The sequence below is a fragment of the Streptomyces sp. NPDC048257 genome (assembly GCF_043201855.1).
GTDB lineage: Bacteria > Actinomycetota > Actinomycetes > Streptomycetales > Streptomycetaceae > Streptomyces.
Genome location: NZ_JBICZI010000008.1, coordinates 208,162 through 227,071 on the forward strand (window position 1 = coordinate 208,162; position 18,910 = coordinate 227,071).

Below are 18,910 nucleotides of genomic sequence, written 5' to 3' on the forward strand. Positions count from 1 at the left end.
TGGTCACGCCCAGCCTCCTTGCTTGCGGCGGGTGCGGCGCAGCAGCCAGAAGAAGAACGGGCTGCCGAGCAGGGCGGTCAGTACGCCGAGCGGCAGCTCGGCGGGCTGGGCGAGGGTCCGGGCGGCCAGGTCGCCCGCGATCAGGACCACGGCGCCGGCGAGGGCGCTGCCGGGGACCAGGAACCGGTGGCCGGGGCCGTTGGCCATGCGCAGCAGGTGCGGGACGAGCAGGCCGATGAAGGTGATGACGCCGGCCACGGCGACGGCGGCGGCGGTGAGCAGTGCGACGACCAGGATGAGGGCGAGGCGCAGCCGTTCGACGTCGATGCCCAGGTGGCGGGCGGGGCGTTCGCCGAGTGCGAGCAGGTCGAGGCGGCGGGCGTAGAACGGGGCGACGAGCAGGCCGGCGAGGGCGCAGGGCAGGACGGCGAGGACCTTGGGCCAGGTGGCCTGGGCGAGTGAGCCGAGCTGCCAGAAGGTGATCTGGTTGACCTGGCCGCTGTCCGCGAAGAAGACGAACAGGCCGATGAGGGCGCCGGCGAAGGCGTTGACGGCGATGCCGGTGAGTATGAGGGTGACGACCTCCGTCTTCCCGCCGTTGCGGGAGAGGAGGTAGACCGAGCTGACGGTGATCAGGCCCGCGACGAACGCGCAGACGGTGATCGTCCAGTTGCCGAAGAAGCTGAGGCCGAGGCCGATGGCGGCGACCGCGCCGACGGCGGCGCCGGCCGAGATGCCGATGACGCCGGGCTCGGCGAGGGGGTTGCCGAAGACGCCCTGCATGAGCGCGCCGGCGCAGCCGAGGCCGGCGCCGACGAGCAGGGCGAGCACGACGCGGGGCAGGCGGACGTTCCAGAGCACGCTCTCGCCGACGCGGTCGAGGGGGGCGCCGCCGAGGCCGAGGTGGTGCTGGACGGAGGCGAGGACGTCGCCGAGGGGGATGCGGTAGGCGCCGGTTCCGGCGGAGACGAGGGCGAGGACGGCCAGGGCCGCGACGAGGGCGACGGTGAGCAGTGCGGGCTTGCGGCTGCGGGGCCTTGGCTTCGCCGGGGCGGCCGGGGCGGGCTCGGCGGGGCCGGGGGTGGTTCCGCCGGGGCCGGGCGCGCGCCGGGGCGTCTCCTCGGACGCCGAATCTGACGAGGGGTCGGAGGGTGCGGCGGCGGTGCGTTCGGCGCCCTGCGGGGATCGCCCCGACACGCACCCGGCCCCGTCGGAACCGGTCGATGGCCCTGCCGCGTTACCGGCCAGGTCTTTGGCTTCCGGGTCGTACAGGGTCATCTCAGGCGCCCTTGCCGTACAGCTGGGTGACCAGGGAGCTGAGGACCTGGTCGGTGCGCGGGCCGTAGTTGAGGAGGACGCCGTCGTCGACCGTGACCACCCGGCGGTCCATGCCGGCCGGGGTCTGGGCGACGCCCGGGATCTTCACCAGGCCGTCGACGCCGCCGACCGATTCGAGGCCCTTGGACATGACGAGGATCGCGTCGGGGGCGGCGGCCGCGAGGGCCTCGCTGGTGATCGGGGTGAAGTCCTTGCCCAGTCCGGACTCCTTGCCGGTGTCCACCGCGCCGGCCGCCTCCAGCAGTGAGGCGGCGCCGGAGTCCGAACCGCCCAGCAGGTAGACGGAGGCGGTGCCGCGCAGGTAGAGGAAGGCCACCCGGGGCTTCTTGCCGGAGGCGGCCGGGATGTCCTTGCGGACGGTGTCGATCCGGTCGGCGGTGCGCTGGTTCAGCTGCATGCCGGCGTCCTTGACGCCGAGCGCGGCGGCCACCGCGTCGATCCGCTTCGGGACGTCGTCCAGCCCCTTGGCGGGGGCGATGACCAGGACCGGGATGCCGGCGTCGCGGATCTGCTGAATCGCTTCTCCGGGACCGCTGGCGGTCTCGGCGAGCACCAGCGTCGGGCGCAGCGAGAGCACGCTCTCGGCGGAGACGTCGTGTCCACGTGTCACCACCGGCAGCTGGGCGGCCTGTTCGAAGGTGGCCGTGATGTCCCGGGCGACGACCTGCTTGCCGAGGCCCAGCGTGTGGACGATCTCGTTGAGGCTGCCGCTCAGCGGGACGACGCGGTCCGCGGAGGTGATCGTGACCTGGGCGCCGTCGACCGAGGGCACGGTGACCGGCAGGGCGGGCTGTGGCGCCGGAGCGATTGGTTCCACCCGGTCCGGGACCGCGGCTGCGCTGGGGGCCGATGAGCCCGGGGTGGTGGCCGTACCTCCGCAGGCCGTCAACGCGAGTGCCAGTGCTGCCATGGCAACGGCGAGACGGGGAAAGCGGTGTGACGCGGCGGGCGTAGGCACGAAGGCACCGTCCTGGTCGTCCGACTGAGGTTCTGGAGACCGGGGGGTGTTCATCCGGCCGTGGTTAGCTTAGGTTAGCCTAACCTTGCTTGCTAGACCTTTGGAGGGGGCATTCATGCCCACGAGACCCGTCCGTACGTTCGCCGTCGTCCTGTTGGCGGCCCTGCTGGGGGCCCTGCTCCCGGCGACCGCCGCCCAGGCGGGCACCGTACAGGGGGGTCGGCTCGACTGGGGCATCAAATCGTCCTTCCAGAGTTATGTCACGGGTCCTGTCGCGAAAGGCGGTTTCAAGCTGAAGAGCGGCGCCGCCACGGTGGGCGGCAGCCTCTTTCGCTTCCACTCCGCGAGCGGCTCCTACAACCCGGACTCCGGAGCCTTCGAGGCCTCCTACTCGGGCGGGGTGACCTTCCAGGGGCACCAGAAGCCCGACGGTGTCCACGAGCTGGACATGACCATCAGCCGCCCGACCGTCAAGATCAGCGGCGGCAAGGGCACCCTGTACGTGGACGTCTCCAGCAAGGCCAAGGACAGCGGCGCGGTCACCAGCCAGTCGCAGGTCCCCTTCGCCTCCCTCGGCGTCGGCGGTGTCAACATGAAGGGCGGCGCCGGCCCGCTGACCCTCGCCAACATCCCGGCCACCCTCACCGGCGAGGGCGCCGAGGCCTTCGCCGGCTACTACGGCGCCGGCACCCGGCTCGACCCCGTCTCGCTCTCCGCCGACGTCAAGGCCGCCCCGGCCGCCGAGCCCTCGCAGTCGGCGACGGCGCAGCCGAGCGCCACCGCCGAGACCCCGCAGGCGCAGGGCGCCTTCGCCGACGCCGCCGTCGACTGGGGCGTGCGCCGCACCTTCCGCGAGTACGTCACCGGCTCGATCGGCCAGGGCAAGTGGACCCTCGCCGAGGGCGCCCAGGACGGCGGCGCGCTCTTCCGGTTCCCCCGGGGCAGGGGCTCGTTCGACGGCGCGAAGGGCACTCTTGACGCGGCCTTCGCCGGTACCGTCCAGTTCACCGGTGCCCACCTGGACCTCACGCTCGGCAAGATGAGCGTCAAGGTGGAGAACGGCAAGGGCGTCCTGTCCGCGGACGTCACGACCGGCGGCGCGACGAAGAACGCCGTCCCGCTGGTCGAGTTCGACGCCAAGGGCCTGAAGACCGAGGGCAAGCTGGCCACCCTGACCGAAGCCCCGGCCACCCTGACCGAGGGCGGCTCCCAGGCCTTCAACTCCATGTACAAGGCCGGCACCGAGATGGACCCCGTCTCGCTCGCCGTCGCCCTGGACTCCACCGCACAGCTTCCCGCCCTGCCCGACCTGGGCTCGACGGCCTCGCCCGCCCCCGCGGCCGCGTCGCCCTCCGCCGAGCCCGCTTCCGCCGCGAAGGCCGCCGAGTCCTCGAACACCGGGCTCTACGTCGCCCTCGCCGTGGCCGTCCTGATCCTGGCCGGCGGCGGCGCCTTCCTGGCCGTACGCAAGCGGCGTACGGACCGCACCTCGGCCGCCGGCTCCGGCCCCGCAGGCACCGGCCCCGCGGACGCGCCCACCGACGCACCGCAGTAGGCACCCTCCCCGTCCCTCCCCCTCCTCTGTTCCTCCAGGAGTTCCCAGCCATGTCGTCCATCCGACGTCCGATCTCCCTCGCGGCCGCAGTCCTGACCGCCGCAGCGCTCGGCGCCACCGCCTTCGCCCTGCCCGCCACCGCCGCGGGCGGCCCGCCCACCGAACCGATGAAGATCATCGGCGGTTCCCTCGACTGGGGCGTGCTCGCGAGCTACCGCGCCTACGTGACCGGCATGGCCAAGGGCGCCATCACCGTCGCGGACGGCGCCCAGCAGAACGAGGACGGCACCCTGCACTTCGTCGAGCCGACCGGTGCGTACGAGCCGGCCAACGGGCACGTGGTGAAGGCGGCCTTCAAGGGCAGCGTCACCTTCTCCTCGCCCGCCCCGCCGACCGGCCACGGCTTCGAGGTCAAGCTCTCGGACATCCGCATGGACACCGGCACCAAGAAGCTGACCGCGGACGTCACCAAGGGCGGTACGACCACCCAGGACGTGCCCATGGCCACCGTGGCCTTCGCCGGCCAGTCGATGACCAACCTGGCGACCACGCTCACCCCGGAGGCCGCGGACGTGCTCGGTTCCCCGGGCTACAAGGACAAGCCGGGCGACCCGCTCAACGCGAAGCTGGAGTTCGAGAAGCCGGCCCCGGAGCCGACCCCGTCCGACACCACCAAGAACCCGACGCCCCCGGCCGACGACACGCAGAAGGTGCTCAGCGGCAAGCTGACGTGGGGCGTGAAGGAGTCCTTCCGCACGTACGTGCTGAGCGCGGGCTCGATCACCCCGGCCGGCGGCGCCGCCAAGAACGGCGACACTTACGACTTCGCCTTCGGCAAGGGCTACCTCGACGTCAAGAAGCAGGAGCTGAACGCCTCCTTCGAGGGCAACCTCCGCTTCCAGTACGCCGCCCACGGCATCGACATGACCTTCGGCAGCCCCCGCGTCGAGGCCACCGGCAAGACCGGCACCCTCTACGTGGACGTCAAGAACGGCTCCGGCACCAAGACGGGCCTGCGCTTCGCGACGCTCGACCTGTCGAAGACCGACTACAAGACCAAGAACGGCGTCCTGGCGCTGAACGCGGTCCCGGCGGCCTTCACCTCCGAGGGCGCGGGCGCCTTCGCCAACGACACCACCGGCTCCATGTACAAGGCGGGCGACGCGATCGACCCGCTCACCTTCGCCGTGGCGGTCGACAAGGACGCCACCCTGCCGCCGACGGGTGGCACGACCGGCGGCTCGACGGGCGGCACCACCGGAGGAACCGGCGGCACCACGGGCGGTACGACCGGCGGCGCCACCGGCGGTACGGGCGGCACCGTGGGCGGCGGCTCCTCCACCGTCGGCGGCAACCTCGCGAACACCGGCGCCGGGATCCCGGCCGGGGCCCTGCTCACCACCTCCGGCGTGGTGATCGCGGCCGGTGCGGGCGTGGTGTACCTCGCGCGCAGGCGCCGTACGTCCCAGGTCTGAGCCGTGCTTGAATTCCCGCGTGAACGATCTCGACGTGTTGAAGGTGTTCTGCGCGGGTGACGGCCGGTTCGGGAACCTGCTCGGTGTCGTACGCGACGGCCGGACCTGCCCCGACGACGCGTCGCGGCAGGCCCTGGCCGCCGAACTCGGCTACAGCGAGACGGTGTTCGTCGACGACCCCGAGCGCGGGGTCGTCGACATCCGCACCCCCGGCACGCGCATGTCCTTCGCGGGGCATCCGCTGGTCGGGGTCGCGTGGTTGCTGGACATCGGGGAGCTCCAGCCGCCCGCCGGATCCGTATGGGCCCGCGACGACGGGGAGTTCACGTGGATCACGGCCCGCCCCGAGTGGGTCGAGGGCAAGCGCACCGAGCAGTACGGATCTGTCGCCGAGGTCGAGGCGCTGCCGGCGCCGCCGCCCGGCGAGGGCTGGCTGTACGCCTGGGCCTGGGAGGACGAGGCCGCGGGCCGTGTACGGGCCCGCGGCTTTCCGCGGCGCCCCGACGGGGTCATCGCCGAGGACGAGGCCACCGGTTCGGCCGCGCTGCTGCTGACGACCCAGCTGAACCGCGCCCTGAACATCACGCAGGGCGCCGGCTCCCAGATCCTCACCGCCCCCGGCCCGGACGGCACGGTGGAGATCGGCGGCCGCGTCCGCTTCGCCCCGCACCCGGCTTCCCTGATCCGGCCTGATCGACAAGACACCCCCTAGGTATTCCGTCCAGGGGGAAGTGAGTAGGCGGGCGCTGACGCGGCCGGCCCCCACCGCGGTGCAATGGCGGCATGACGAAGACCTCGACGCCCCGGCCCCTCGACGAGCGGCGGCCGTGGCTGCCGGTGGCGGCGCTCTTCACCGCACTGGCCCCGGTGGCCGCGTGGTGCGGCCAGGCGAGCTCCTACTCGCCCCAGGTCCCGCCCCGGTTCGCCGTGTTCTACGTGCTCCCGCTGGCGATGGTGGCCTTCACCTGGATCCCGCCCCGGACCCACGTGCAGCGCAGGAGGCGCTTCGCGCTGGGCAGCATCGGCTGCCTCCTGGCCTTCCTCTACCCCCACGCGCTCCTCGTCGCGCTGTTGACGATCTGGGCGCTCACCGCCGGCTGAGCGGGCGCAGGGCCGGGATTTTTTTACCGACATGACGTCGGGAACTCATTGACTTAGGCAAACCTAAGTAGGAGGATCAGGCGTGTCGGCATTGCCGCCATGCCCGTTTCCTCTTCCTGGAGGTCCGCCTTGGACGCCTTCTCTACGGTCATCCGCGTTGCCTCGCACGAGCAGCACACCGAGGCCGAGACGTCGACCTTCATGAGCGACCTGCTGGGTGGCCGGCTCGGCGTGGACGCGTACACGCGCTACACCGAGCAGCTGTGGTTCGTGTACCGGGCCCTGGAGGACGCGGCCGAGTCCCTCAAGGACGACGCGGTGGCCGGCCCCTTCATCCAGCCCGAGCTCATGCGCGTCGCCGAGATCGAGCGCGACCTCGAGCACCTGCTGGGCCCGGACTGGCGCGAGAACGTCGTGGCGCTGCCCTCGACGCGCGCGTACGCCGACCGGGTCGCCCAGTGCGCCGCCGAATGGCCGGGCGGGTACGTGGCCCACCACTACACCCGCTACCTGGGCGACCTCTCCGGCGGGCAGATCATCCGCGACAAGGCCGAGCGCACCTGGGGCTTCGAGCGCAAGGGCGACGGCGTCCGCTTCTACGTCTTCGCGGACATCTCCAACCCGGCGGCCTTCAAGCGGACCTACCGCGAGCTGCTGGACGCGATCGCCGCGGACGACCTGGAGAAGCAGCGCATCATCGACGAGTGCAAGCGCGCCTTCGACTTCAACGGCGCGGTCTTCCGCGAGCTGGGCGAGCAGTTCCCGCTCAGCGCGTAGCCCCTCCGGGGAGGTCTGCGGAAACGGGGCCGGGGGGGGGGGGGGGGGGGGGGCCCCCCGCCCCCCCCCCGCCGGCGGGGGGGGGGGGGGGGGGGGGGGGGGGGGGGGGGGGGGGGGGGGGGGATGGGGTGCGCGACCCCCCGGCCCCGCGCGGGGGGGGGGGGGGGGCCGGGGGGGGGGGGGGGGGCCCCGGCCCCCCCCCCCCCGGCCCCGTACCGGTGGGAGCGGTGGGAGCGGTGGGAGCGGCTGGGGCGGCTACGGAAGGGTCAGGATCTCCGCGCCCGAGTCCGTCACCACCAGCGTGTGCTCGAACTGTGCCGTGCGCTTGCGGTCCTTCGTGACGACCGTCCAGCCGTCCTCCCACATGTCGTACTCGTGGGTGCCCAGGGTCAGCATCGGCTCGATGGTGAAGGTCATGCCGGGCTCGATGACGGTGGTGGCGTGCGGGCTGTCGTAATGCGGGACGATCAGGCCGGAGTGGAAGGACGAGTTGATGCCGTGGCCGGTGAAGTCCCGGACCACGCCGTAGCCGAAGCGCTTCGCGTACGACTCGATGACCCGGCCGATGATGTTGATCTGGCGGCCCGGCTTGACGGCCTTGATGGCCCGGTTCAGCGCCTCCCGGGTGCGCTCCACCAGCAGCCGCGACTCCTCGTCCACCTCCCCGCACAGGTAGGTCGCGTTGTTGTCGCCGTGTACGCCGCCGATGTACGCGGTCACGTCGAGGTTCACGATGTCGCCGTCGCGCAGGACGGTGGAATCGGGGATGCCGTGGCAGATGACCTCGTTCACGGAGGAGCACAGCGATTTGGGGAAGCCCCGGTATCCGAGCGTCGAGGGGTAGGCCCCGTGGTCGCACATGTACGCGTGGGCGACCCGGTCGAGCTCGTCGGTGGTCACCCCCGGCGCGATCAGCTTGGCGGCCTCTTCCATCGCCCGGGCGGCGATGCGGCCGGCGATGCGCATGGCCTCGATGGTCTCGGCCGACTGCACCTCCGGTCCGGTGTACGGAGTGGGCGCGGGCTTGCCCACGTACTCGGGCCGGCGGATGTTGCCGGGAACGGAACGGACGGGGGAGAGCTCGCCGGGTACGAGCAGCGACTGGCCAGACATGCAAGCGAGTGTATCCAGCGGGGATGGGGCAGCATGGCGGGATAGAGAGGTATGAGAGGAGCCCGACGACGATGGCCCTGTTCAAGAAGCGTCAGGTGGGCAAACCCGGCGAGTGGTACTACTGCCTGGTCCACAAGAAGGTCGAGGAAGGCCCCGACTGCCCGGCCAAGGACCGGTTCGGGCCGTACGGAACCCCGGAGGAGGCGAACCACGCCATGGAGACGGCGCAGGAACGCAACCTCGAATGGCAGAACGACCCCAAGTGGAACGACAAGACCCGCGAGGACGAAGAGGGCACGGGCACGGCGTAGGGCGTCGGGCGTAGGGGCGAGGCCTACCAGCGGCTGGGCGGCGGCGCGGTCAGCTGGTCGGCCAGCCGCGCCAGCCGGTCCCGGAAGCGGCGCGGTCCGCGCTGCACCGGCGTGCTGTTCTCCCCGGCCGCCGCGCTGACCAGGTGCTGCACGGTGTCCAGGTCCATCTCGCCCTCCGGCTCGGCGCCCTCACCGGCCGGCCCCGACACCGGCACCGAGACCGCCCCCGGCACCGACAGAGCCTCGTGGGCAAGTGTCCCCAGGTCCGGGTCCCCGCCGTCCAGGGACAGTACGGTCGCCCCCGCGCGCCGGGCGTCGTGGACGCGCTCCAGCAGCCCCTCGCCCGGCGCCCCGGGCGACACCACCAGCAGCGTGTGCCCGCGCCGGGCCGCGGCCAGCCTGCCCAGCCCCACCGACAGGTGCGGCGGCTCCCCGGGCCGCACGTGGTGGCGTACGAGCGTGGGCGCCAGCTCCGGCAGGCCCGACCAGGCGGCCTCGTCCACCAGGTGCGCCGCCAGGTGCCAGGGCTCGTAGCCCTCGGTCCCCACCAGCAGCAGGTGCCCGCGGGCCGGTACGACGGACCGGCGCAGCGACCCGGCGAAGCGGCGCGCGGCGCCCGGCCACTGCGTACCGGCGAGCACCTCGCGCAGCAGCGCGACCCTCACGGCGTCCATACCGGCATCCTGCACCATCGAAGCGACACGGGGAGCGGTTCCCTCCCCTTCGACTGTGGGCTACCCGGCAGTACCCTCGCCCCCATGACTTCCTCAGACAACACGCAGAAGCCGCCGGTCAAGGACCCGTGGGAGCTGCCGGACGTGTCCGGCCTCGTCGTCGGCGTCCTCGGCGGCACCGGTGACCAGGGCCGGGGCCTGGCCTACCGGCTGGCCCGGGCCGGCCAGAAGGTGATCATCGGCTCCCGCGCCGCCGACCGCGCGCAGACCGCGGCCGGCGAACTGGGCCTCGGTGTGGAGGGCGCGGACAACGCCGAGTGCGCGCGCCGCAGCGACATCGTCATCATCGCGGTGCCGTGGGAGGGCCACGCCAAGACCCTCGAAGCCCTGCGCGAGGACCTCGCCGGCAAGCTCGTGGTGGACTGCGTCAACCCGCTGGGCTTTGACAAGCAGGGCGCGTACGCCCTCCAGGTCGAAGAGGGCAGCGCCGCCCAGCAGGCCGCCGCCCTGCTCCCGGACTCCCGCGTCACGGCGGCCTTCCACCACCTCTCGGCCGTCCTGCTCCAGGACGAGTCCATCGACGAGATCGACACCGACGTGATGGTCCTCGGCGAGGCCCGCGCCGACACGGACATCGTCCAGGCCCTGGCCGCCCGGATCCCCGGCATGCGCGGCGTCTTCGCGGGCCGCCTGCGCAACGCCCACCAGGTCGAGTCCCTGGTGGCCAACCTGATCTCCACCAACCGCCGCTACAAGGCCCACGCGGGCCTGCGCATCACGGACGTCTGATCCGGCCGTGTCCCTGCCCCGGTGGCCGGGCCCCGCGGGGACCCCGACCACCGGGAGGCCGGTCAGCCCGCCGAAAACGAGCAGGATGCGATCCGCCGGAGTCCTTACGACAGCACTGCGGGGCATGGGGGACACTGGAGGGGCTCGGCCCCGTTCAGTGTTTTCGAGGAGCTCTCCCCATGCCCCGCCTTGCCGTCTTCGCCGTTGTCGTCTGCCTCTGTGCGGTGGCCGCGGCCGTCGTCGCCTTCGTCGAGGGCAGCTTCCTCGGGATCGTGTGGGTGCTGCTGGCCGGCCTCACGTCCAACATGGCCTGGTACTACCTGCGCAAGGCGAAGGCCGAGAAGACCGCGGCCGCGCGCAGCAACGCGGCCTAGGCCGCCCGGCAAGATCCGGAAGGGACGGCCTAGTCCTGCGGCACGGTGCACAGGCCGTCCGTGTCGCGCCAGAAGGTGTAGAGGTCGCGGCCGCAGTAGGTCTCCAGGTCCGACACGCCGAGGCCGGACAGCAGCCCGTCCACCACGTCGAAGAAGAACGCGTTGACCCCCGGGATCCACAGCAGCGCGAACACCGCGAGCAGACCGAACGGCGCCAGCGGTTCCACCTCGCGGCGCACCCGGTACGACAGCCAGGGCTCGATGACCCCGTAGCCGTCGAGGCCCGGCACCGGCAGGAAGTTCAGGATCGCCGCCGAGACCTGGAGCAGTGCGAGGAAGGCGAGCGCGTAGCGGAAGGCCAACGGCACCCCGTCCAGGCCGTCCAGCCAGAACGGGGCCGTGCACACCAGCGCGAAGAGCACGTTGGTCAGCGGGCCCGCCGCCGAGATGAGGCTGTGCTTCCAGCGGCCCTGGATCCGGTCGCGCTCGATGAAGACCGCGCCGCCGGGCAGGCCGATGCCGCCCAGGATCACGAAGACCACCGGCAGCACGATGCTGAGCAGCGCGTGCGTGTACTTGAGCGGGTTCAGCGTCAGGTAGCCCTTGGCGCCCACCGTGAGGTCGCCGCCGTGCAGGGCGGTGCGGGCGTGCGCGTACTCGTGCAGGCACAGGGAGACGATCCACGCCGAGGTCACGAAGAGGAACACGGCGAGTCCGGCGCTCGCCGAGTACCCCGTCCACACCGCCCAGCCCGTCACGGCCATGACGGCGGCGATGCCGAGGAATACCGAACTGATCTGCCGCTCTCCGCGGTGCCCCTGATGCCCCATGCGGGAAACCTATCCCGGACGCCCGGCGGAAAACGGTGGGGGGCCGGGTCCGGGGACGGGGACAATGGGCCGGTGCGTTACGCGATTCTCGGATCTGCCCAGGCCATCCACGACGACGGGACCCCCGTGGCCGTCGGCGGAGCGCGCCTTCGGGCGCTCCTGACCGCGCTCGCGCTGCGGCCGGGGCGGGTGGTGCCGGCCCGGCTGCTCGTCGACGAGGTGTGGGACGGGGACCCGCCGGCCGACGCGGTGGCGGCCCTGCAGGCGCTGGTCGCCCGGCTGCGGCGGGCGCTCGGGCACGCGGCCGTGCGTTCCGCGGAGGGCGGCTACGAGCTGGCCGCCGAGCGGGAGGACGTCGACCTGTACCGCTTCGAGCGGCTGGTCCGGGCCGGGGGCGCGGCGCCCGACCCGGCCGAGGCGGCCGCCCTGTACGAGGAGGCCCTCGCCCTGTGGCGCGGACCGGCCCTGGCCGACCTGCCCGATCCGGCCGCGGAGGCCGCCCGCTGGGAGGCCGTACGGATGGACGCGCGCCGGGGGCGGCTCGCGGCGGCCCTGGCGCTGGGCGAGGCCCAGGGGTGTCTGCCGGAGCTGACCGCGCTGTGCGCGCAGCATCCGCTGGACGAGCCGTTGCACACCCTGCGCATCAGGGCCCTGCGCGACGCGGGCCGCCCGGCGGAGGCGCTGGCCGCCTACGACGCCGTCCGCCGCGAACTGGCCGACCGCCTGGGCGCGGACCCGGGGCCGGACCTGCGCGCCCTGCACGCCGAACTGCTGGCCTCGGACGCCGGCCCGCGACCCCCACTCGCCGTTCCGGCGCCCGCCCCCGTCCCGGCTCCGGTGTCCGCGGGCAATCTGCGGGCCCGCCTGACCACCTTCGTCGGGCGCGAGGACGACATCCGCGTCATCGGGGAGGACCTCGCGCGGGCCCGCCTCGTCACGCTCCTCGGGCCCGGCGGCGCCGGCAAGACACGGCTGTCCCAGGAGGCCGCCGAGGCCCAGGACGAGAGCGCCTGGCCCGACGGGGTGTGGCTCGTCGAACTGGCCCCGGTCGACGACCCGGAGGACGTCGCCGAAGCCACCCTCGCCGCGCTCGGGGCCCGGGAGACCAAGCTGCGCGGCGCCGCCGCCGAGGAGCTGCGGGCCTTCACCGAACGCGCCGGGGACGACCCGCTCGACCGGCTCGCCGAGCACTGTGCACGCCGTCGGCTCCTGCTGCTGCTCGATAACTGCGAGCACGTCATCGGCGCCGCCGCCGAGCTCGCCGAACGGCTGCTCACGCACTGCCCCGGCGTACGGATCCTGGCCACCAGCCGCGAACCCCTCGGTGTCCCGGGGGAGTCCCTGCGCCCGGTGGAGCCGCTGCCCGACCCCGTCGCGCTGCGGCTGCTCGGCGACCGCGGGGCCGCCGCCCGCGCCGGGTTCACCGTGGCGCAGGACCCGGCCGCGGCCGCCGAGATCTGCCGCCGCCTCGACGGTCTGCCGCTGGCCATCGAGCTGGCCGCCGCCCGGCTGCGGTTGCTCACCCCGCGCCAGATCGCCGACCGCCTCGACGACCGGTTCCGGCTCCTGACCAGTGGCGCCCGTACCGTCCTGCCCCGCCAGCAGACCCTGCGCGCCGTCGTCGACTGGTCCTGGGACCTCCTCGACGAGGCCGAACGCACCGTCCTGCGCCGGCTGTCCGTCTTCGCCGGCGGCTGCGACCTCGCCGCGGCCGAGGCCGTCTGCGCCGACCCCTGCGACCCGGCCTCGTACGACGCCGCCGAGATCGTCGGCTCCCTCGTCGACAAGTCCCTCGTCGTGGCCGCGCCCGGACCCGACGGCTCCGGCATGCGCTACCGCCTGCTGGAGACGGTCGGCGAGTACGCCGCCGAACGCCTCGCCGAGGCCCACGGCGACCGCGAGGCCACCGAGCACCGCCACCTCGTCCACTACCGCGAACTCGCCCGCACCACCGAGCCGCTGCTGCGCGGCCACGGCCAGCGGGCGGCCGCCGACCGGCTCGCCACCGAGTACGAGAACCTGCGTACCGCCCTGCGCCGGGCCGTCACCGTCCGCGACGCCGACGAAGTCCTGTGCCTCATCCACTCCCTGGGCTGGTACTGGCACATGCACGACCTGCGCTCCGAGTCCCGGCACTGGGCCGAGGCCGGCGCCGCGCTCGGCCCCAACCCCTTCGAGGCGCCCTTCGCCCCCGCCGAGCCCGTCTACGAACGGCTCGTCGACACGCCCCCGCCCTACTCCGGCGAAACGCGCACCGAGGGCTGGCGCGCCCTCAACCTGGTCCTGCTGGCCTCCCGTGACCAGACCAACGAGACCTGGAACACCCCCGCGGTCCGCGCCCTGATCGACGGGGTGCTCGCCACCTACCGGCCCGGACTCCCGCAGACCTGCCGGACCCCCGCCTCCCTGTGGATCTACGCCGTCATGATCGCCGGGGACCCCGGACTGCTCAAGACGGTCGTCGACGCGACCGTCACGACCGCCCGCGAGCTCGGCTACCGCTGGGAGCTGGCCTCCGCCCTCCAGCTGCGCGCCAACATCCTCGCCAACCGGGCCGACTGGGCCGGGGACGCCTCCCGCGACGCCGACGAGAGCCTGGCCCTGTTCCGCGAACTCGGCGACGCCTGGGGCTGTGCCGAGGCGCTGTCCGCCCGCGCCGAGGCCCGTGAGAAGCGCGGCGAGTACGCACCGGCCGCCCGCGACTACCGCGAGGCCATCGCCTACGCCGAGCGCCTCGGCGCCCTGGCCCAGGTGACGGTGCTGCGCGTACGGATGGCCGGGACGCTGACCGAGGCCGGGCAGATCGAGGAGGCCGAGCGGATCCTCACCGAGATCACGGCCACGGTGCAGCGGTACGGCAACGAGGCCATGCCCGCCGCCCGGATGTTCCTCGCGGGCATCCTCGGCCGCACGGGACGGATCCCCGAGGCGCGCCGCCAGCTGCAACTCCTGCGGGACGAGTTCGCCTTCGGCGCGTTCGCCATCTTCGACGGCTTCCTGCTCGGCACGATGGCCTGGCTGGACAACCGGCAGGGGCTGTACGAGGAGGCCCTCGACCGGCTGCGCGAGGCCATGGGCACCGCCCTGGACCCGATGGCGCGGATGGTGGCCCCGCAGATGCCCGCGGTCTACCTGATGACCGCGGCCCTCTCCCTGGTCTCGCTCGGCGGTCCGCGCCGGGAGTACGACGCCGCACGGCTGCTGGGCGCCTACCGGGCGCTGCTGCCGCCCGCGCACTTCCCGGTGACGACGGAACGCGAGGACCTCGCCCGCGCGCAGGAGCTGGCACGGGCGGCGCTGGGTGACGCCGCCTACGAGAAGGCGTACGCCGAAGGCGGCGGCCTCACCCTGGAGGAGGCCACCGCCCTCATCTGACCCGGCCCCCGGCCGGTGTCCGTCCGGGACGCGATCCGAACGGATCGGTCCGCAGGTCAGGTCTTCTGGCGGAACTTGCGTACCGCGAGCGGCATGGTGACCGCGGTGATGGCGACCGACCAGGCCAGGGTCATCCACACCGAGTCGCCCACCGGCGTCCCGTTGATCAGGGCCCGGGCCGCGTCGGCCAGGTTGGACAGCGGGTTGTAGTCCGTGAAGGTCTGCAGCCAGCCCGGCATCGTGGACGGCATGGCGAAGATGGAGCTGCCGAACTGGAGCGGCATGAGCACCATCATGGCCATGCCCTGGACGGCCTGCGCGGAGCTCAGGGTGAGACCCAGCAGGATGAAGATCCACATGAGCGAGGCGCCGAAGACGACCGACAGGCCGATGGACAGGAAGAGGTCCACGATCGAGCCCTTGATCGACAGGCCCAGGATGAAGCCCATGCCCAGCAGGATCGTGATGGCCACGAGCATCCGGCCGATCTCGACGACGATCTTGGCGAGGAGTACGGACGACCGGGCGATCGGCATGGACCGGAAGCGGTCCATCACACCCTTCTTGAAGTCGTCGTTGACCCCGGTGCCCACCGCCATCGCGATGTTCATGCCCATCATGGCCATGAGACCCGGGACCAGGTAGCTGACGTACTCGCTCTGGTTGCCCTTGCCGGAGACGGCGCCGCCGAAGACGAACACGAACAGCAGCGTGAAGATGACCGGCATGAACAGGACGTCGAACATCGACTCGGGGTCCTGCTTGATCTGCAGGGCGTTGCGGCGCACCAGCGCGCCGATGTGCCGCAGGTTGGCGCGCAGGCCGATCCGGCCCTCGCCGGTCCGGCCGTCCACCGCGGCCGGACCGGGCGCGGTCGGGGCGGGTTTCGTCGTGGTTACGGTGCTCATGCCGCGACCTCCTCGGTCTGCTCGGTGGGAACGGAGTCCTCGACGGAGGCGGGCTTCTGGCCGGTGATGGCCAGGAACACCTCGTCGAGGCTGGGCAGGTAGGTGCCGAGGTCGGCGATCGCGTACCCGCGGGCGGCCAGCAGGCCGACGACGGCCGTCAGCTGTTCGTCGCTCAGGATCGGGACCAGCAGCACGCCCTCGTCCGGTACGGCCTGGCTGCCGGCCACGCCGTCCAGTCCGGCCTCGGCCAGCGAGCGGGCCATGCCGGGCAGGTCCGACGCGGCCACCGGGCGGATCTTCAGGGTGCGGCCGCCGACGCGTGCCTTCAGCTCGTCGACCTTGCCGTTGGCGATGACCTTGCCGCGGTCGATGACCGTCAGCTCGCTCGCGAGCTGCTCGGCCTCCTCCATGTACTGGGTGGTGAGCAGTACGGTGGCGCCCTCCGCGACGAGGCGCTGGACCTCGTCCCACACCTCGTTGCGGGTGCGCGGGTCGAGACCGGTGGTCGGCTCGTCCAGGTAGAGCACGGCCGGGTTGCCGATCAGGGAGGCGGCGAGGTCGAGCCGGCGGCGCATACCGCCGGAGTAGTTCATGGCGGCCTTCTTGGCCGCGTCGGTCAGGGAGAACCGCTCCAGCATCTCGTCCGCGCGGCGGCGGGCGTCCTTGCGGGAGAGGTCGAGCAGCCGCCCGATCATGTAGAGGTTCTCCCAGCCGGAAAGCTTCTCGTCGACCGAGGCGTACTGGCCGGTGAGGCCGATGGTGCGGCGCAGCTGCCGCGGCTGGCGGACCACGTCGTAGCCCGCGACGGTCGCGGTGCCGGCGTCGGGGACGACCAGGGTGGACAGGCAGCGGACCAGCGTCGTCTTGCCGGCGCCGTTGGGACCGAGGACCCCGAGGACCGTCCCCTCCCGTACGTCCAGGTCGACACCGTCGAGGGCCTTGGTCTCGCCGTAGTGCTTGACCAGCCCCCGTACCTCCACGGCGTTGGGCTTGTTGTCGTTTCGCGTCATGCCCCCTATGGGAGCAGCCGCCACTGACAAAGCACCGACAGCCGACCGACAGCGGTACGACAAACGTACGACAGCCCGCCGACATTCGGTCGGCGGGCTGTCGGAGCGAGGGTTCACCGCATCAGTGGAAGGCGTGCTCCGCCTGCGGGAACGTTCCGCCGACCACGTCCTCGGCGAAGGCCCTCGCCGCGCCGGTCATGGTCTCGCGGAGCTTCGCGTACTGCTTGACGAACTTCGGCATCTTTCCGCCGGTCAGGCCCATCATGTCCGTCCACACCAGCACCTGCGCGTCGCAGTCCGCGCCCGCGCCGATGCCGACCGTCGGAATGTGCAGGGACCGGGTGACCTCGGCCGCCAGCTCGGCCGGAACGAGCTCCAGCACCACCGCGAACGCACCCGCGTCCTGCGCCGCCTTCGCGTCGCGCAGCAGCTGGTGCGCGGCCTCGTCGCCGCGCCCCTGCACCCGGTAGCCCATGGCGTTGACCGACTGCGGGGTCAGGCCCAGGTGGGACATGACGGGGATACCGGACTGCACGATCAGCTCGGTCTGGGCCAGCGAGCGCTCGCCGCCCTCCAGCTTCACCGCTCCGACCCCGGCCTCCTTGACGAGACGGGTGGCGCTGCGCAGCGCCTGCACGGCGCCTTCCTGGTACGAACCGAAGGGCATGTCGCCGATGACGAGCGCACGGCTCGTACCGCGCACGACGGCCGCCGAGAGCATGGTCATCTGGTCCATCGTCACCGGGACGGTGGAGTCGTAGCCGAGGTGGCAGTTGCCCATGGAGTCGCCGACGAGGATGACCGGGATACCGGCCTCGTCGAAGACGGACGCGGTCATCGCGTCGTAGGCGGTGAGCATGGGCCACTTCTCGCCGCGTTCCTTGGCGAGGGTCAGGTCGCGGACGGTGATGCGCCGGGTACCCGTGCCTCCGTACAGGGTGGGGGAGGCCGCGGATGCGGATTCGCGGGCAGGCGAAACGGCATGCGTCATTGCAACTGCTCCTTGTGTCATCTCGAGGCGCCCTCACGGCGTCCCCGGACTCACCCCCCATGGTGGCATCCGCGCGGGCAAAGGCGGAAGTGGTCCGCAGTGCGAGCCCGGCCACGCGCTCCAATGTGCGCGTTTCGTGACAAGCGGAACCCCCTGCGTACGGCCGTTCGTCCTCCCGGACGTACGACCGTGAACGGCGGTCGCGACGTACGGCACGGAAGGCTCCGGTTCATCGCCTAGGGTCAAGGGGCGGGGACGGAGCGCGAGCACGGCAGTGAGGGCAGTGGTATGGCACAGGCGTACATGACGGAGTCGGGGAACGGCGGCTCGGACCCCGAGCCCTCCGGAACCCGCCTCCGGCGCCGGCTGACCGCACTGCGCAAGGACCCGGGGATCTGGCGGCGCGGACTGGTCCTCGCCGGGATCGCCACGCTGATCTCGCTGGTCATGATCTTCCACGCGGAGCTGCCCAACGACGTGGGCAACCTCGGCAGCCTCACCGAGACCTTCCTGCCCTGGCTGGGCCTGGCCGTCCCGCTGCTGCTGGCCGGAGCCGTCTACCGCCGGTCCGCGACCGCGCTCATCGCGATCGTGCTGACGGCCGCGGTCTGGGCGAACCTCTTCGCCGGCCTGGTCAGCGACAAGTCCGGCTCCGGCGGCAACCTGGTGGTGGCCACCCACAACGTCGACGCCGACAACCCCGACCCGCGCGGCACCGCCGAGTCGGTCGCCCGCTCCGGCGCCGACGTCCTGGCCCTGACCGAGCTCAAGGGCGACGCCGTCCCCGTCTACGAGAAGGCCCTCGCGGCCACGTACAAGTACCACTCCGTCGAGGGCACCGTCGGCCTGTGGAGCCGGTACCCGCTCAGCCGCAGCGCGCCCGTCGACATCCGGATGGGCTGGACCCGCGCCATGCGCGCCACCGTCGCCACCCCGTACGGGGAGGTCGCCGCCTTCGTCGCCCACCTGCCCTCGGTCCGGGTCAAGCTGAACGCCGGCTTCACCGCCAACCAGCGCGACGACAGCGCCGACGCGCTGGGCGCGGCCCTCGCCGCCGAACCGCTGAAGAAGGTCATCCTGCTCGGCGACCTCAACGGCACCATGAACGACCGCGCCCTGTCCGAGGTCACCTCGCAGATGCGCTCCACCCAGGGCGCGGCGGGCGACGGCTTCGGCTTCAGCTGGCCGGCGCAGTTCCCCATGGCCCGGATCGACCAGATCATGGTCCGCGGGATCCGGCCGGAGGCCTCCTGGACCCTGCCCCGCACGGGCAGCGACCACCTCCCCGTGGCGGCCCGGGTCACCGTGAAGCCCTGACCGCCCGCGGCCGG

At 72.6% G+C, this 18,910-nt stretch carries 18 protein-coding genes; 10 read left to right on the forward strand and 8 right to left on the reverse strand.

Translation table 11 applies throughout. The features are described 5' to 3' along the window. Positions 1-3: 3 nt before the first annotated feature. Together ACGFZK_RS19075 and ACGFZK_RS19080 are read right to left on the reverse strand one after the other, a co-directional pair. The gene (locus ACGFZK_RS19075; protein WP_393850023.1) at positions 4-1,197 is read right to left on the reverse strand and encodes a FecCD family ABC transporter permease; all 1,194 of its coding nucleotides are present in this window, start codon (positions 1,195-1,197) and stop codon (positions 4-6) included. A gap of 82 nt (positions 1,198-1,279) precedes the next feature. Next, positions 1,280-2,248 carry a hemin ABC transporter substrate-binding protein gene (locus ACGFZK_RS19080; protein ID WP_393850024.1) on the reverse strand — a complete coding sequence of 323 codons (969 nt, stop codon included), beginning with the start codon at positions 2,246-2,248 and terminating at the stop codon, positions 1,280-1,282. Between the two features lie 163 nt (positions 2,249-2,411). Between ACGFZK_RS19080 and ACGFZK_RS19085 the strand changes: the two genes are divergently transcribed. From ACGFZK_RS19085 to ACGFZK_RS19105, 5 genes are all read left to right on the forward strand, one after another. Beyond that, positions 2,412-3,851, forward strand: a complete 1,440-nt coding sequence (locus ACGFZK_RS19085) for an HtaA domain-containing protein (protein WP_393850025.1) — start codon at positions 2,412-2,414, stop codon at positions 3,849-3,851. 50 nt (positions 3,852-3,901) lie between these two features. Next, a complete protein-coding gene (locus ACGFZK_RS19090; protein WP_393850026.1) occupies positions 3,902-5,326 on the forward strand; it encodes an HtaA domain-containing protein in 1,425 nt (474 codons plus the stop codon). A 19-nt stretch (positions 5,327-5,345) separates the two neighbouring features. After that, the gene (locus ACGFZK_RS19095; protein WP_393850027.1) at positions 5,346-6,038 is read left to right on the forward strand and encodes a PhzF family phenazine biosynthesis protein; all 693 of its coding nucleotides are present in this window, start codon (positions 5,346-5,348) and stop codon (positions 6,036-6,038) included. A gap of 71 nt (positions 6,039-6,109) precedes the next feature. Beyond that, positions 6,110-6,427 carry a hypothetical protein gene (locus ACGFZK_RS19100; RefSeq protein ID WP_393850028.1) on the forward strand — a complete coding sequence of 106 codons (318 nt, stop codon included), beginning with the start codon at positions 6,110-6,112 and terminating at the stop codon, positions 6,425-6,427. A 99-nt stretch (positions 6,428-6,526) separates the two neighbouring features. Further along, positions 6,527-7,204 carry a heme oxygenase (biliverdin-producing) gene (locus tag ACGFZK_RS19105; protein WP_393850029.1) on the forward strand — a complete coding sequence of 226 codons (678 nt, stop codon included), beginning with the start codon at positions 6,527-6,529 and terminating at the stop codon, positions 7,202-7,204. A gap of 255 nt (positions 7,205-7,459) precedes the next feature. On the opposite strand, the gene map is transcribed toward ACGFZK_RS19105, so the two are convergent. Next, positions 7,460-8,317: a type I methionyl aminopeptidase gene (map, locus tag ACGFZK_RS19110; RefSeq protein ID WP_393850030.1), complete on the reverse strand. Its 858-nt coding sequence runs from the start codon at positions 8,315-8,317 to the stop codon at positions 7,460-7,462. Positions 8,318-8,388: 71 nt separating this feature from the next. Between map and ACGFZK_RS19115 the strand changes: the two genes are divergently transcribed. Next, entirely contained in the window at positions 8,389-8,628 is a 240-nt protein-coding gene (locus ACGFZK_RS19115; protein ID WP_393850031.1) for a hypothetical protein, read from the forward strand. A gap of 23 nt (positions 8,629-8,651) precedes the next feature. Here the strand turns inward: ACGFZK_RS19115 and ACGFZK_RS19120 are convergent, their stop codons facing one another. After that, positions 8,652-9,302: a hypothetical protein gene (locus ACGFZK_RS19120; protein ID WP_393850032.1), complete on the reverse strand. Its 651-nt coding sequence runs from the start codon at positions 9,300-9,302 to the stop codon at positions 8,652-8,654. Between the two features lie 84 nt (positions 9,303-9,386). Here ACGFZK_RS19120 and npdG point away from each other — a divergent pair, with 84 nt between their 5' ends. Both npdG and ACGFZK_RS19130 read left to right on the forward strand, forming a co-directional pair. Then, entirely contained in the window at positions 9,387-10,091 is a 705-nt protein-coding gene (gene npdG / locus ACGFZK_RS19125) for an NADPH-dependent F420 reductase (RefSeq protein WP_393850033.1), read from the forward strand. A 179-nt stretch (positions 10,092-10,270) separates the two neighbouring features. Next, positions 10,271-10,465 (forward strand): hypothetical protein, encoded by a 195-nt coding sequence (locus tag ACGFZK_RS19130; protein ID WP_393850034.1) that lies wholly within the window; start codon positions 10,271-10,273, stop codon positions 10,463-10,465. Between the two features lie 29 nt (positions 10,466-10,494). Here ACGFZK_RS19130 and ACGFZK_RS19135 read toward each other — a convergent pair whose 3' ends face one another. Continuing rightward, the gene (locus tag ACGFZK_RS19135) at positions 10,495-11,295 is read right to left on the reverse strand and encodes a site-2 protease family protein (protein WP_393850035.1); all 801 of its coding nucleotides are present in this window, start codon (positions 11,293-11,295) and stop codon (positions 10,495-10,497) included. A 72-nt stretch (positions 11,296-11,367) separates the two neighbouring features. On the opposite strand from ACGFZK_RS19135, the gene ACGFZK_RS19140 reads away from it, so the two are divergent. Further along, positions 11,368-14,670: a BTAD domain-containing putative transcriptional regulator gene (locus ACGFZK_RS19140; RefSeq protein ID WP_393850036.1), complete on the forward strand. Its 3,303-nt coding sequence runs from the start codon at positions 11,368-11,370 to the stop codon at positions 14,668-14,670. Positions 14,671-14,726: 56 nt separating this feature from the next. On the opposite strand, the gene ACGFZK_RS19145 is transcribed toward ACGFZK_RS19140, so the two are convergent. The 3 genes from ACGFZK_RS19145 to panB form a co-directional block, all read right to left on the reverse strand. Then, positions 14,727-15,578 carry an ABC transporter permease gene (locus ACGFZK_RS19145; RefSeq protein ID WP_393850037.1) on the reverse strand — a complete coding sequence of 284 codons (852 nt, stop codon included), beginning with the start codon at positions 15,576-15,578 and terminating at the stop codon, positions 14,727-14,729. Continuing rightward, positions 15,575-16,588, reverse strand: a complete 1,014-nt coding sequence (locus tag ACGFZK_RS19150; protein ID WP_393850038.1) for an ATP-binding cassette domain-containing protein — start codon at positions 16,586-16,588, stop codon at positions 15,575-15,577. Before ACGFZK_RS19150 ends, ACGFZK_RS19145 begins: the two co-directional genes overlap by 4 nt. Before the next feature lie 121 nt (positions 16,589-16,709). Then, a complete protein-coding gene (gene panB / locus ACGFZK_RS19155) occupies positions 16,710-17,579 on the reverse strand; it encodes a 3-methyl-2-oxobutanoate hydroxymethyltransferase (protein WP_393850039.1) in 870 nt (289 codons plus the stop codon). Positions 17,580-17,867: 288 nt separating this feature from the next. Between panB and ACGFZK_RS19160 the strand changes: the two genes are divergently transcribed. Then, a complete protein-coding gene (locus ACGFZK_RS19160; protein WP_393850040.1) occupies positions 17,868-18,896 on the forward strand; it encodes an endonuclease/exonuclease/phosphatase family protein in 1,029 nt (342 codons plus the stop codon). Positions 18,897-18,910: the final 14 nt, after the last annotated feature.